Annotated in this window: 13 protein-coding genes; 9 read left to right on the top strand and 4 right to left on the bottom strand. The window is 36.0% G+C overall.

Annotated elements, in window-relative coordinates:
* Positions 1-87: 87 nt before the first annotated feature.
* From GM661_RS03095 to GM661_RS03115, 5 genes are read left to right on the top strand one after another with little or no spacing between them, the layout of a single operon-like run.
* Complete coding sequence (locus GM661_RS03095; RefSeq protein WP_230868697.1) at positions 88-750, top strand: hypothetical protein; 663 nt, start codon at positions 88-90, stop codon at positions 748-750.
* A gap of 22 nt (positions 751-772) precedes the next feature.
* Complete coding sequence (locus GM661_RS03100) at positions 773-1,744, top strand: ROK family protein (protein WP_230868698.1); 972 nt, start codon at positions 773-775, stop codon at positions 1,742-1,744.
* A complete protein-coding gene (gene hprK / locus GM661_RS03105) occupies positions 1,738-2,664 on the top strand; it encodes an HPr(Ser) kinase/phosphatase (protein ID WP_407929635.1) in 927 nt (308 codons plus the stop codon). The genes GM661_RS03100 and hprK overlap by 7 nt, the downstream gene beginning before the upstream one ends.
* 16 nt (positions 2,665-2,680) lie before the next feature.
* Positions 2,681-3,592: a glucodextranase DOMON-like domain-containing protein gene (locus GM661_RS03110; protein ID WP_230868700.1), complete on the top strand. Its 912-nt coding sequence runs from the start codon at positions 2,681-2,683 to the stop codon at positions 3,590-3,592.
* A gap of 28 nt (positions 3,593-3,620) precedes the next feature.
* Entirely contained in the window at positions 3,621-3,935 is a 315-nt protein-coding gene (locus GM661_RS03115) for a carbohydrate-binding protein (RefSeq protein ID WP_125988121.1), read from the top strand.
* 47 nt (positions 3,936-3,982) lie between these two features.
* On the opposite strand, the gene GM661_RS03120 is transcribed toward GM661_RS03115, so the two are convergent.
* Both GM661_RS03120 and GM661_RS03125 read right to left on the bottom strand, forming a co-directional pair.
* Positions 3,983-4,774 (bottom strand): family 1 encapsulin nanocompartment shell protein, encoded by a 792-nt coding sequence (locus tag GM661_RS03120; RefSeq protein ID WP_230868701.1) that lies wholly within the window; start codon positions 4,772-4,774, stop codon positions 3,983-3,985.
* A gap of 19 nt (positions 4,775-4,793) precedes the next feature.
* Entirely contained in the window at positions 4,794-5,138 is a 345-nt protein-coding gene (locus GM661_RS03125; protein WP_230868702.1) for an encapsulin-associated ferritin-like protein, read from the bottom strand.
* 274 nt (positions 5,139-5,412) lie between these two features.
* Here GM661_RS03125 and lysA point away from each other — a divergent pair, with 274 nt between their 5' ends.
* On the top strand, positions 5,413-6,663 hold the full coding sequence (gene lysA, locus GM661_RS03130) for a diaminopimelate decarboxylase (protein ID WP_230868703.1): 1,251 nt from the start codon (positions 5,413-5,415) through the stop codon (positions 6,661-6,663).
* A 38-nt stretch (positions 6,664-6,701) separates the two neighbouring features.
* Here the strand turns inward: lysA and GM661_RS03135 are convergent, their stop codons facing one another.
* Positions 6,702-7,406, bottom strand: coding sequence for a DUF4912 domain-containing protein (locus GM661_RS03135; RefSeq protein WP_230868704.1), 705 nt, complete (start codon positions 7,404-7,406; stop codon positions 6,702-6,704).
* A gap of 1 nt (position 7,407) precedes the next feature.
* Positions 7,408-9,021: a glycoside hydrolase family 57 protein gene (locus tag GM661_RS03140; RefSeq protein ID WP_230868705.1), complete on the bottom strand. Its 1,614-nt coding sequence runs from the start codon at positions 9,019-9,021 to the stop codon at positions 7,408-7,410.
* Between the two features lie 174 nt (positions 9,022-9,195).
* Between GM661_RS03140 and GM661_RS03145 the strand changes: the two genes are divergently transcribed.
* From GM661_RS03145 to GM661_RS03155, 3 genes are all read left to right on the top strand, one after another.
* A complete protein-coding gene (locus GM661_RS03145; protein ID WP_230868706.1) occupies positions 9,196-10,476 on the top strand; it encodes a glycosyltransferase family 4 protein in 1,281 nt (426 codons plus the stop codon).
* 11 nt (positions 10,477-10,487) lie between these two features.
* Positions 10,488-12,956: a sugar phosphate nucleotidyltransferase gene (locus tag GM661_RS03150; RefSeq protein WP_230868707.1), complete on the top strand. Its 2,469-nt coding sequence runs from the start codon at positions 10,488-10,490 to the stop codon at positions 12,954-12,956.
* A gap of 406 nt (positions 12,957-13,362) precedes the next feature.
* Positions 13,363-14,343, top strand: a complete 981-nt coding sequence (locus tag GM661_RS03155; protein ID WP_230868708.1) for a squalene/phytoene synthase family protein — start codon at positions 13,363-13,365, stop codon at positions 14,341-14,343.
* Positions 14,344-14,534 lie beyond the last annotated feature (191 nt).

Consider the following 14,534-nt stretch of genomic DNA (forward strand, 5'->3'; position numbering starts at 1 on the left):
ATTATTGGGATAATATAGTAAAGTCTTAATTGCAAGTCCAAATAAAATGTAGTATAATTAGCTGTGAAACGAATAGGAGGTTATATTTTGCTAGTATTAACTACAATTAAGAATAGTTTTGTACAGCTATATAATTATTTATTTAAGCTAGTTTTCTATAATTTAGTCTGGGTTACTATTTTTATCCTGCCTTTTTTAATTCTTTATCCATTTGAAAGACTCTGGATGTTTTACCTGGCTGCAGTTTATTATCTGCTGGTAACAGGTCCTTTTATTCTCTCATTTTTACATATTATAAGAAGAATAAAGGCAAGAGAAGACACAAGATTGCGTGAATTTTTTCAGGGTATTAAAACATATTTTTCCAGGGGGCTGTTGTCGTTCTTTTTTGTTGTTCTGATTTATTTTGTTTTGTTTTTTGATCTCTATTATTTTAGCCAGCGGGCTGATAATATCTTTATCATGATAATTTCAGCTATAACCATGTATATTATAGTATTTTTTACTATGTTTCAATTTTATTTCTGGGGTTTATCAGTATATGAGGAAGATAGGGGATTTAAAGAACTTATTAAAAGGGTTTTTTTACTAACAATGGCTAATCCATTTTCTACATTGTTTTTTTTAATTGCGTTCTTGCTCTTAACCATGTTGATGGTATTATCCGTTTTTGCTATTCCACTACTTTTTCTTGTTCTCGGGGGATTATTAATTAATAATTATACTGAACTAACTCTTGAAAAATATTAAACTTGAACAGGGGGATTTATTTATGTCAGAATATTTTTTAGGAATCGATATAGGGGGAACTAAAATATTAACCGCTATTGCTGATAGTAGTGGTAAGATATTAATAAGTAATAAAAGATCTACTGAGGCTGATAAGGGACAGGACGTTATTATAGATAATATCATAAAAACTATTGATAATGTTCTCAATAATAGTAATATTAGCAAAGAGGAAGTAGCTTCAATTGGGATTGGTTCCCCTGGGCCTTTAAATACAAAGGATGGTGTGATTATTGAGAATGCTAATCTGCCGTGGAGGGATGTACCGATTGTGGAATTACTGGAGGAAAGGACAGGGATTAGCCCTATTTTTTTAGAGAATGATGCTAATGCGGCTGCCCTTGGTGAAAAATGGTTTGGGGCAGGCCGTGGGGTAGCTGATTTGATTTATATTACAATTAGTACTGGGATAGGGGGCGGTATAATTATAGATCGTCGTATTTATCACGGGAAGAGCGACATAGCTGGCGAGGTAGGTCATATGATAATTGATCCTAATGGTCCGCTCTGTGGTTGTGGAAATCATGGTTGTTTTGAAGCCATGGCTTCTGGCACAGCAATAAACCGGATGGCTAAAAAGGTTGTTGAAGATAATCAGGAGAGCAAAATGTTCGCACTGCTTAAGGGAGATCTCAATAAGATTAATGGTAAGGTAATTGCTGAGGCAGCCGAGATGGGTGATCAATTAGCTCAGGATATCTGGAAAAGGGCTGCCTATTATATGGGTTTAGGGATTGCTAATTTATTAAATATTTTTAACCCAGGTATGATTATTTTAGGTGGGGGTGTTATGAAGGCCTGGGATTATTTTGAGAAACCGATGATGGAAGGTATAAAAAAACATGCCTTTGATAGTGCCTTTAGTTCTGTAGAAATAAAACGGTCTGAATTAGGTGATGATGTAGGTGTTAAAGGGGCAATTGCTGTTGCTATGGGGGATAGATTATTATCGTGAAAAATAAAGAAATAGCTGTCAAAGACATTATTAATAAATTTTCCCTTGAAATATTAGCAGGTGACCCAGAAGATAAAGAGATAACAGTTAGTGATATTAAAAGGCCAGGGATTGAACTGGCTGGTTTCTGGAAATATTTCGCTCCGAAAAGGGTGCAGTTACTAGGACGTACTGAGATTACATTTTTAAAGGAACTTAAACCTCCTGTTTTAAAGAAAAGGGTTAAAAAGTTATTTAGCTATCATTTGTCATGTGTAATTATTTGCCGTAACCTGGATGTTCCAGATATAGTTCTGAAAGAAGCGGCTAATACATCAACACCACTACTGAAGACTTCAGTAGCGACTACCAGATTTTTAAGTCTGCTTACTAACTATCTGGAGGAGTCGCTTGCCCCGGAAAAGACCATTCATGGGGTTTTGGTCGATATTTATGGGATTGGTGTTTTAATCAGTGGGAAAAGTGGTATAGGTAAGAGTGAAACAGCTATTCAGCTGGTTAAAAGAGGCCATAGACTGGTTGCTGATGATGTAATAATTGTAAAAAAAATAGGAGAGCGGGAGTTGCTGGGTTCAGCCCCTGAAGTTGCCAGGTATTTTCTTGAGATTAGGGGCATAGGAATAATAAATGTAAGTACTTTATTTGGAGCAGGGGCAGTTAAAGATTCTTCTGAGATTAATATGGTGGCTAATCTGGAGTTTTGGGATGAGAAGAAGGTGTATGACCGTTTAGGGATTGATAGTAAATATGATGAAATAATGGGGATTAAAGTCCCAGAGGTAATTATTCCGGTTAAACCGGGCCGTAATGTAGCTATGGTACTGGAAATAGCTGCTATGAATATGCGAATGAAGGCCATGGGATATAATGCAGCACGTGATTTTTCTGCCAAAGTAAATGACCTGATGAGAGAAACTTAAATTATGGGGGTTTATCATGAAAGGGAAGTTTTTTGGCTTATTGATTTTTTTCTTTATAATCATGTTTTTTTCTGTGGGTAATAGTTCAGCCTATACAGGAGAGTTCTTCTTTTCTATTGATGATCCTGAGGGTGATGATTTTGGTCCTGGTACATATGAGTATCCAAGTGATGAGGTCTTTCAACCCTACCAGGGACTTTTTGATATTACTAATTTTGCTATAGCTAAGGATGAGGGGCAGTATATATTTAGGTTTCGTTTTAAGCAATTAAAAGACCCTTGGAATAGTAAATTTGGTTTTAGCCTACCCTTAATACATTTATATATTGATAATCAAAGGGGGGGATCTACTGAACTATTTAAAAAGGGTGCCAGGGTTAGACTTGATGAACATTATCCCTGGAATGCCCTACTGGAAATAAGTGGTTGGTGGGTCAGAGTATTTGAACCAGGTGATCAGGATAAGGAAGATGACTTTTGGTATGCTGAAGAAAATCCCTGGGAGCTTAAAAATGTTGATCTTAGAGTCAAGAATAATGAGATTTATCTGTACCTTGATCAGGCTGTAACTGGCCCTTTAGAGGGAGCAGAGATATTTCTGCTGGTAGGTAGTTTTGATCCCTTTGGACCAGATTATTTAAGGGAACTTAGTAATAGGCCTTCAGCCTGGAATTTTTATGATAGGGTAGGAAGGGATCTGGAAAACGCCCCACTTGTAATTGATTTATTAACCCCAAATAAAGTATCACAGATAGATATCTTGCAGAAATATGATGCAGATAGGTTGGCAGAAATAACCCCAGTTAAAGTAAGTGATCAAGAAGGTAATCTATTATATATCTATTATTTTATTGCTTTAACATTTTTCCTTGGATTGCTAATCTTAATAGCGTATAAGAACCCTTTTCTTAGAAATAATAAAAAATAGATAAAATGAAAGGGGGAAATATTGCTATATGTTAAATGATAATGGTATTAATGTTAGTCCAACTCCAATAACTGCGGGTTCGAGGATTGAAGTCGAATATGATGGATTACTTTCAAAGTCAGGTGCCCAGGAGGTATACTTACATGCAGGATTTGGTATGGATAATAATTGGGAAAAAGTATTAGATCTTAAGATGGAACGGGATAAGGATATCTGGAAAACTAATTGTGATGTTGATACAAGTGATAGATTTATATTCTGCTTTCATGATAATGCAGGTAACTGGGATAATAATAATGGCAGAAACTGGAGCTTTGAAGTGCATAATGGAAGATTATATTAATAATATGGAAAAAGCCGCTGTTAAGGCGGCTTTTTCCATATTTATACTTACAGACTATATGAAACTATAATCTCAGGATCTAGAATACGGAAGGTGAAGGAAACAGTAATAAATAGTTTTACGTTTTTACTATCATGGTTCTCATAACCTACTGCATAATCCTTACCAATCGTTAATTCTAAATCTGCATGGTCAAAAGGAATCAAAAAAGCACCATCGATAACCTTGCTAAAAATAATTTCACCATCAATAAGGTGCTCAATTCTTCTGTGTAAAGGATAACCCTCTGTCTTGGTCTGGATTATCTTCCAGGCGTCTTTACCAACAATAAGACTATATGGTGTTTCAGCTAGGGCGTTATTTAACAATATTTTACCTTCTAAAATATTTGCTATAATCTCTGAACTATCCTGTCCTAGTTGTAGCTTGTTAACTGCCTCTGTTTTAAGACCTTTAATATTACTGCTTTCCAGACCGTTAAAAACAGTATTGTCTTCGAATTCAGCAATTTTGCTAACTGCTTCTTCCAGAGGACCCAGGTCTATGTCTTTAGCACCTCTTTCAATGTTATCAAGTTCCCATCTATTTAACTCAAATACTACTCTTGCTTCAGTAAGGGGTTTAACCTGGTAAATACCACTATTAACCCCTTTACCATTATCTTCAATATTAGTTAATCTGCCTTCAGTAAGAACATTATAGTCCCAACCCTTAGGTCCATTTACATGGAGTACTTTTCGGGCTGAAAGCTGTGTTTTAAGTGCCTCTCTAGCCCTGTCATTTATCTCATCCCAGGCCTTATCAGTTAGTGGGGCTAATTCTTTTTTTAACATATCCATTTAAAACACCTCCAGGTATTTATTTTAGATTCCCTATGCCTAAATCTATATTATCGTTAGAGTCCTGTTTTTCGCCAGCTTCTTCAACATCAACGATGGACATTTCCGTAAAAAGATAAGTCTTTAATTCCTCGTCCCAGCCCGGCATATTTCTTCTTAACCACTCAATGGCCATGACTGCGTGTTCTATTTCTTCATTTCTATTATGGGCTAATATTTTTTTGACCTCATCATCATTAGTGGCGTCAACCCTTTGGTTATACCAGTCAATTGCTTCTACTTCTTCTTTTAAACTATTAAGTACTCTGCTTATGTTTTTTGTCTCTTCGCTGAGTTTGTCTTCAGCTTCATGATATGCACTCATTATCTGATCCCTCCTTATTAGTAATAATATCTATTATAATTATAACATATAATATGAGAAAATCAACCAAAATACTAGGTTGTTTTTTAATACACCAATAATATTTTGAGTTATTTAACTGGATTTAATTCATGAAATTGTGTTTTTTTAATCTGAAGAAAAAGATAGGTTTTGCTAGTGTATACAGTATTTTTATTGACAATTAATCACAAAGATTATAAAATATCTGCAGTAGGATAAAACAAAAAAAGTAGCAGAAAGAAGGTAACTTAAGATGAATTATGTCTATGCAGGTGTAACTAGCAAAGAGAATTTTTACGGCAGGAATAATCCTGTAGAGTTGATAGAAAAATACGGCAGCCCGCTATATGTCTATAATGAAAAGATATTGAGGGATAGATGTAAGGATATGTCTGGTCTGATAGATTATCCTAATTTTATTGTAAACTATTCGGCCAAGGCAAATAGTAATCTGCACTTGTTGGAAATAATCAGGGATGAGGGATTAAATGTTGATGCCATGTCACCTGGTGAGATTTTTGTAGAGTTAAAGGCTGGGTTTTCCCCAGATCAGATACTATATATAGGTAATAATGTCTCAGCAGATGAATTACAATATGCTCTTGATACAGGTGTAAAAATAAGTGTTGATTCAATTGCCCAGTTGGACTTGTTTGGCAGGATTAATCCCGGTGGCGAAGTTTTTGTTAGATTTAATCCAGGGGTTGGTGCTGGCCATAATCCCAAGGTTGTTACTGGTGGTAAAAAGACTAAGTTTGGTGTTCAGGCAGAGTATATAGATGACGTTAAAAGGGTTTTAGATGAACATAATCTAAGATTAATTGGTATTAACCAGCATATTGGTTCATTATTTATGGATGGGGAACCTTATCTTGCCGGAGTCAAATCCCTATTAGCTATTGCTGAGGAATTTGATTCTATAGAGTATATTGATATAGGTGGGGGTTTTGGTATTCCTTATCATAAACATGATGGCCAGGAACGTCTTAATATTCAGGAATTGGGTGGTATGCTTAACGAGCTAATCTATAACTGGGTTGCTGATTACGGCCGTGAGATTACAATTATGGTAGAACCAGGTAGGTATATTGCTGCAGAATGTGGTGTTTTATTAGGTAGTGTTTACTCTCTTAAAGAGAATTATGGTATTAAATATGTGGGAACTGATCTGGGCTTTAATGTTTTAAAACGCCCGATGATTTATGGTTCTCATCATGATATAGAGATCTACCGGAAAGAGGAAGTGGATTCCAGTGTCCAGGAAGAGGTTACTATTGTTGGTAACATCTGTGAGAGCGGGGACATAATTGCCAAAAAGAGGGAGTTTCCCAGGATTTTCGAAGGGGACCTACTTGGTGTTTTAGATGCCGGGGCTTATGGTTTTTCTATGGCGTCTAATTATAATAATAGATTAAGACCAGCTGAGGTATTAATTAATGAACAGGGGGATGATCTGTTGATCAGAAGAAGGGATACCCTTGAACAGCTAATAAATAATTTTTGAGATGCAAAGGGCTGCTTATAATTTTAGCAGCCCTTTATTTATTTAGTCTTAACAAGTGAATAGGAATCAGCTTCCAGTTCTGCCTCCATCTTTCTAGCTTCAATTTCCTTTATAAGGGAGATTGAGCCCATGTCTATTCTATAACTATATTTAGACAATTCTTCAATAGTCATCCACTGTTCGTCAACAATAGCTGAGGGCTGGTTAAGGGGTGTGGTAATTTCATTTGACTGGATCAGGGGATAAAAAACCCCATTTTTTTTAAAACCTATCAGGATATAATAGTTATTAGCCGGTTCTGCCTGTAAATACCAGTCTCTAGCTTGGTGGTTAATTCTGATATCATGACTGTTGTTTTTTTTGGTATTAACAAGACGTAAAAATGCTTCATTTTGATAGAAGTCAGGGTTTTTTATTTCCCAGTAGGCAAATAAAAAACCAGGATCCCTTGCAAAAAGCCGGATATAGTTTTTGTTATAGTATTCCCTTAAAGGGTATTCTTCCCTGGGAAACTCTTTCAGAACACTCTCTTCTATCTTTTTTTCTTCTTTTATCTTTGTTTTTGTTTCTTGATACATATTACTATTATCAACTCCTATCTCTTCTCCCGTTTCGTAATCAGTGTTTTTTAAAGAAAGGTGGAAATCCCTGGCTTTTTGATCCCTTTTTAAGGAAAGATAATATAAGACCAAAAAAGCTATAATAGCTAATAAAATAACCAGGATATTTAAGAAGACGTTCACTTTATCCCTCCTTTCTTAATTGAACTTTACTCCTGGGTTGGTACATCTTGAAATCAATAGCCGGGAAGATATTGTCTTCCTTTTCTAATTCAGTAAGTTTTGTTAAATCAATATTGTTCCTTTCTATTCCTTCTACTAGTTGAGAAAAGTTATGAAGGTGTTTTTTGGTTCTCAAAATGGCATAGTCAACCATCGTATCTGCTTTCATAATAAAGGCCCAGTCACTACTCTGTGCTAATAATAATTCCCGAACCAGCTGGTTGAGGGCCCTGTAGCGCTTGTCTTTTTGGTCATTTAAATAAGCAAAGCAGTCAGCTAATTCGATAAGTTTTAACTCAGCTTGGTGTAGGTGGCGGTAAATCCAGTCATTAGTGCCGTTGAGCCAGACTTCATGGTAGCCTTTATAACCCCAACTTGACTCAGTAGGCATAGCTATCTGGTTTTTAGGATAATGGTCAAGGTAACTAGATAAGCTTATTGTTTCTATCTCATCCTGATCATAGTGAAGTTTCTTAAAGAGAAATTCTAACCATTGTGGGCCTTCAAACCACCAGTGTCCGAATAACTCTGCATCATATGGTGAGACAATAATTGCCTTGCGGTCAAGTATTTGAGTAAGGTAATTAATTTGCTGCTGTCTATTAAACATAAAGTTGCCTGCATGTTCAGCTGCTTTATCACGGGCTGCAATAGGGTCATATACTTCTTTCCAATTATTTTTACTGGTTATTTTATAGTATTTAAAACCGATGTGTTTCCTTATTCCAGAGGGTAGGTATTCCTTGATATAATCATAATCCAGGTCATAGCCAATATCCCGATAAAATTCTCGATAATTATAATCCCCTGGGTATCCCTCATTAGCACTCCAGACCTGTTTTGATGACTCTATATCTCTACCAAAGGCAGCTACACCTGCTGGTGTGTAAATAGGAGCATATAAACCATATCTGGGTCTTGGGGCTGCATGGAGTATCCCGTGACTTGAACTGATAAAATACCTTAGATCGTTTTCAGCCAGAATCTGATCTAAACCAGGTTTGAAGGCACATTCAGGCAGCCAGATACCATTTGGTCTTTTACCAAAAAACTGTTGATAGGTCTCTATTCCTGTTTTTATCTGGGCATTTCTGGCCTCATCTGTTAATAATAATGGTAGATAAGCATGGGTGGCAGCAGAGGTAATAATCTCAATATTACCCCTTTCCTGAAACTCTTTAAAGGCAGCTAAGATATTATTATGGTATTTTTCATGAAAAAAATAATATACTTCCTTATATAAATAGTTGTACATTTCAGCCAGCCGGTATAATTCAGGCTGGTCTTTTGTTCTCTGTAATTCTTTTTCACTTAATTCAATGAGTTTTAATACGTGTTTATGATACCTTTCCTGAAGGAGTTCGTCTCCTAACATACTTGCCAGGGAAGGTGAGATATTAATTGTGTATTGAAAATTAACCCCTTCTTTTACTAGTCTATTCATTATTATTATTAAAGGAATATATGTTTCAGTTATTGCCTCATACAGCCAGTCTTCTGCTAATTCACCCTCTTTATTATGTCTTACGTAAGGCAAATGGGCATGGAGTACAAATGCTAAAAACCCTTTTGTCATTTTTTTTCCTCCTATTTATTTTTTTATACCCTGTTATTATAGCCGAATAATTTATTGTTATTCCTTATTTAATATGTTAATTATTCTTGATATTTATTCATCTCTGTCATGTATAAAATATTTATTTTTGCTAAATATTAAAATAAAGATAATTAAAAAATGGGAGGTAAGAAGATGAAGATTTTGATGTTTTCCTGGGAATATCCACCCTTAAGCCATGGTGGTTTAGCTCGTCATGTACAGGACTTAAGTGAAGCCTTGGTTAAGCAGGGACATAAAATTTATGTAATTACACAGGGTAATGCTAAGATGTCTGAAGATGACATAGTTAATGGAGTCAGGGTAATTAGAACAACTCCGGTCACTATATCGGGGAATAATTTTGTTGACAATATACTACACCTTAACTTTCAAATGACAGAAAAGACTATTGAGCTTATGGAGCAAATAGGTGATATAGACTTGATTCACGGACATGATTGGTTAGTTTTCTGGGTTTCTAAGGTATTTAAACATTCTTTAAGAAAACCACTACTTTATACTATTCATGCTACAGAATTTGGTAGGAATCAAGGTATCTATAATAATATGCAGCGTTACATAAATGATCTTGAATGGTATGCCTGTTTTGAGGCCTGGAAGGTAGTTGTTTGTAGTAGGTATATGGCAAATGAGGCAAAAAATCTTTTTCAACTGCCTGATGATAAAGTTGCTACTATTGCTAATGGCGTTAATGAAGAAAATTATCTGTTAGATAGAAACCAAAGCTTTGATGTTGATGATTTTAAAAACACTTATGCCAGTCTAAATGAAAATATTGTGTTTTATGTCGGTAGGATTGTGAGAGAGAAAGGAATTCAGGTATTACTCCAGTCGGTTCCAGAGATTTTAAGTGTAGAACCTAGTACAAAATTTGTAATTGCTGGTAAAGGACCACATCTTGATAACCTTAAGGCACAGGCCGATTATCTTGGGATTGCCGATAGGATCTATTTTACAGGTTTTATTAGTGATGAAGAGAGAAATAAGCTGTATCAGATAGCAGATGTAGCTGTTTTCCCCAGTATTTATGAGCCATTTGGAATTGTAGCATTAGAAGCAATGGTTACTAAAACACCGGTAGTTGTCAGTAATGTTGGTGGTATGGCAGAATTCGTTGAAGATGATAAAAATGGATTAATGGTAAATCCCAATAACCCACATCAACTGGCTGGAGCTATTCTGGAATTAATAAGAAATAAGGAAAAAAGCAAGGAAATTGCTGCCAGGGGCTACAGGATGGTTAAAGAAGAATACACCTGGGAAGAGATTGCCAGTAAGACTGCTGCTCTATATGAAGATGTAAATTTTGACTACCTTAAGAGTGATTGGAATAAAAAACATACTAAAGGCAATATGAATAATAATGAAGAGTCATTGCTTTATAGATATACTTCACAAAGAAAATATAGCTAAGGGGGCAAAATATGAAAGCGGTTATTATGGCCGGGGGTCAGGGTAGTCGGCTGCGTCCTCTAACCTGTGATCTACCTAAACCCATGGTTCCTATTGTTAATTATCCAGTAATGGAGTATATTATTAATCTACTGAAAAAACATGGTGTTACTGAGATAGCAGTTACTTCATATTATATGACAAAGTATATTAAAGATTATTTTCAAAATGGAGAAAAATGGGGTGTAAAGCTAAAGTATTTTGTGGAAGAAGAACCACTGGGTACTGCAGGAAGTGTTCATAATGCAGTTGATTTTCTCGATGAAACCTTTATTGTTATTAGTGGTGATGCAGTGACAGATTTTGACTTGAGCGAGGCAGTAACTTTTCACCAGCAAAAGGAAGCAGATGCTACCCTGGTACTGGCCAGAGAAGATATACCACTAGACTATGGTGTGGTAATGACTGATGATGGGGGAGAGATAATACGTTTTCTGGAAAAACCTAACTGGGGACGGGTTTTTAGTGATACGATAAATACAGGGATATATATACTTGAACCTTCTATCTTTGAGTTGTATCAGAAAAATAAAAAATATGACTTTAGTAAAGACCTCTTTCCATTAATGCTGAGAAAAGGAAAAAGATTATTTGGTGCTGCCCTTGAGGGATACTGGAATGATATTGGTAGTCTTGATGAATATCATCAAACTCAGTTTGATCTCCTATCTGGAGATATTAAACTTCCCTTAAATGCCTGTGGGGTAATGGATGGGGATATTTATGTTGAAGATAAAGTTGAGATTGATGATACAGCTGAGCTGACAGGGCCTCTTTACATTGGGAAGGGTTCAGTTATTGGTCAGGGGGTAAAATTGAATAATTGTGTGATCGGCCGTAACTGTCGTATAGAGTCACATTCTTCCCTTAAGAAAAGTGTTCTATGGGATAATATTATTATATCACCTAATGTAGAATTAAGGGGGACAATTCTTGCTAATAATGTACAGGTTAAAAATAAAGCCGCTATTTTTGATAAAACAGCAGTAGGCAAAAGGACTGTTATTGGAAGAGAAAGTCGTGTTAAGCCTGGGGTTAAGATCTGGCCTGAAAAAGAGATTGCTGAGCAGACAGAGGTAGACAGTAGTATTGTCTGGCCAACCCGCTGGTCAAAAAATATATTTAGTAATAAGGGTATTGTAGGATTAAGCAATATTGATATTACCCCTGAATTTACTGCCAGTATTGCAGTTGCTTATGGTTCGACTTTAAATAAGGGTGATGAAGTTGTGGTTAGTTCTGATAGCTATAGTCTCAGTAATGCCTTGAAGAGATCTCTTATTGGCGGGCTACAGGCCGCTGGAGTTGATGTAATTGATATTGATGACAGTACAACTTCTATCACCCGTTTTGCTGTTGTAAACCTGAAGGCCAGCGGGGGTATACATATCAGGGCAAGTTACAAGGAATCAGATAAAACAGTGCTTGAGTTTTTAAATCAACAGGGGGTCAATATCCCTGTGAATGGGCAGAAAGGTATTGAGAAGAAATTCTTCAGCAGGGATTATAACCGTGTATCAATTCAAGAAATAGGTGATTATGCCTATGCACCTGAAATGCAGAAGAATTACCTTGACAGTCTTTTGGCAAATATAAATAGAGAGGGAATAAAGAGGAATTACTTTAGTGTGGTAGTGGACTATGAATATGATAGTCTTGGTAATATATTACCCCTCTTTTTAAAGAGATTGAACTGCCAGCTGCTTTCAACCAGAAATTTTTCACCTGAACACAATACTCCTTTAAGTATTGATAAGAGGTTAACAGCTAGTGCTAGAGTGGCCAGGATTATGCAAGATAATGATTCTGATCTGGGTATTATAACAGACCATAATGGTGAAGAACTATATGTTGTCAATAAAGAGGCTAAGGTTTTGAGTAAGGCCCAGTACCAGGTATTACTTTCATATATTCTATTTGAAAAAGGGTATAAGTATCTGCCACTTCCAGTAAATGCCCCACAGGTTATTGAATCTATGGCTGAAGAATATGGGGCTGAGGTTGAATATACTGAAATAAATCCGCAGGTAGCTATGGAGAAGTACTATAGTAATCTAAGGGGTGAGCATGGTGATATAGAATATTACCCCTTTGCTGATATGATTGCTGGTCTAGCTCTTATTTTAGAAAAAATGGCTGTTGATAATATTAGTATTGATCAGCTTCTAAATAGACTCCCTGAGTTTTACTTGAATAATGCGGAAATAGCCTGTCAATGGGAATATAAGGGTAAAGTAATGAGAAGGTTAAGTGCTGAGGCAGATGATGATGCTGAAATGGTCGACGGTATTAAATTTCAACACCCTCATGGTTGGGCTCTGGTTGTTCCAGATAGTGAAAGGCCTGTCTTTCACGTTTATGCTGAAGGGCAGGATTTAGAGGCGGCTGAGAGTTTAACAGGGTTTTATCTTGATAAGGTTAAGGAGATATTAGGGGAATAACTCACTCAAATTTAATAGAAATATATATTATTAACCTGGTGGATTAAGTCTGCCAGGTTTAGTTTTTTATTATCAAAGTTGTATAATTCTAAAGACCGACAAATATATTTGTTTCCCTTGTCGTGCGCTGCGGTGTCCTACCTACGCTTACTGTCGAGAAATTCTCCTTCGGCGTCCTGCCTGCGGATAATTTATAGAGTCGTCCAACAAATATATTTGTCTGGTTAATAGTTTGCTGATTAACTATGGGTAATAAATAGTTTGAGTTAAGAAAGTTGATGTTTTGAGTAAGTCTGGGTGGCGAAGCCATTTTGTTTACACTTGAATTTATGGGGAAATAGATATAAAATTAGAATTAGATGTATTAGGGATGCTGTAATTTTAGTTATATGGGGTGTGATTTATTTTGCAATCAGCAATAGATTTTTGTAAAGCTATATTATCAGAGGTATCACGGAGTTTTGCCTTGACTATACCAATGTTGGATAAAGACATCTATAAGCCTGTTTTAATAACTTATTTACAGGACAGATTGCTTGATAATTTTGAGGATGAGATAAGGGAAGATGATATTACACTTGCCGAACGCAAGGAAATGATGGATGAAGTAGTGAAACTGTTTAAACCTGATAATATGAAGATAGAAGATAGTGTATCTCGTATCAGTGATTATGCTTATCTTATGCCTGAGGAAGGTTTAAAGAAACTGACCACTAATGCAGGTAAATTGAGGAAGGCTTATGATAGTCTTGCTGATGGGATAAAGGAAATTTCATATAAATGGCTGCAGGAGATGAATCTGGGGATGCAGAAGTATCTGACAGCTGAAGTCAGGAATTTTACAGAACTGGATGAGTATTGTTATTATGTAGCAGGGACGGTTGGTGGTTTTCTGACAGAAACTATTTTATTTAAAAGGGAGTTGGAGGAGAAAAAAAGGAATCTTCTACTAGCTAAATATAAGTCAGCTGGTCTTTTTCTACAGAAGATAAATCTTATCAGGGATATTAAAAAAGACGTCGAAAACCGCGAAAAAAATTTCTGGCCTCTAAAGGAATTGAGGGTAAGTGTTGATGACCTATTAAATCCTACGAAAGAGACAAAAGCTATGCAGGCCCTTAGATTAATGATTAATGATGTAAAAGACCATATTCCTGACCTGATAGATTACTATGAGGCCTTACCTGATAGTCTGGCTGGTTATAAGAAATTTTTTGCCATGAATAATGCCCTCGGCTTGGCTACTCTGGAGGTGCTTGATAATAACCGCAAAGTTCTTTATGGTAAAAAACCTGTTAAAGTGTCTAAACTCCGTTTTTTTAGTATTATCAAATCACCTGAAAAGGCCTTTTATAAAGGAAGTAAACTGTTAACAGATAACTTTTAGTATTAGCGTCTTGCATAATTGATTGTTGCCATCCAAAAACTTCGCTACGGATTTAGTATTGGCCAATTACGGGCTGTTTTAAACTCCCTACGGTCAAACAGGAAAACAGCCTTTTCCATAATTGACCATACTAAATCCTGCTTCGTTTTAATCGGCTGGTCAACAATTCAATTATGCAAAGGTCTATTATG

The organism is Iocasia fonsfrigidae (genome assembly GCF_017751145.1).
Taxonomy (GTDB): domain Bacteria; phylum Bacillota; class Halanaerobiia; order Halanaerobiales; family DTU029; genus Iocasia; species Iocasia fonsfrigidae.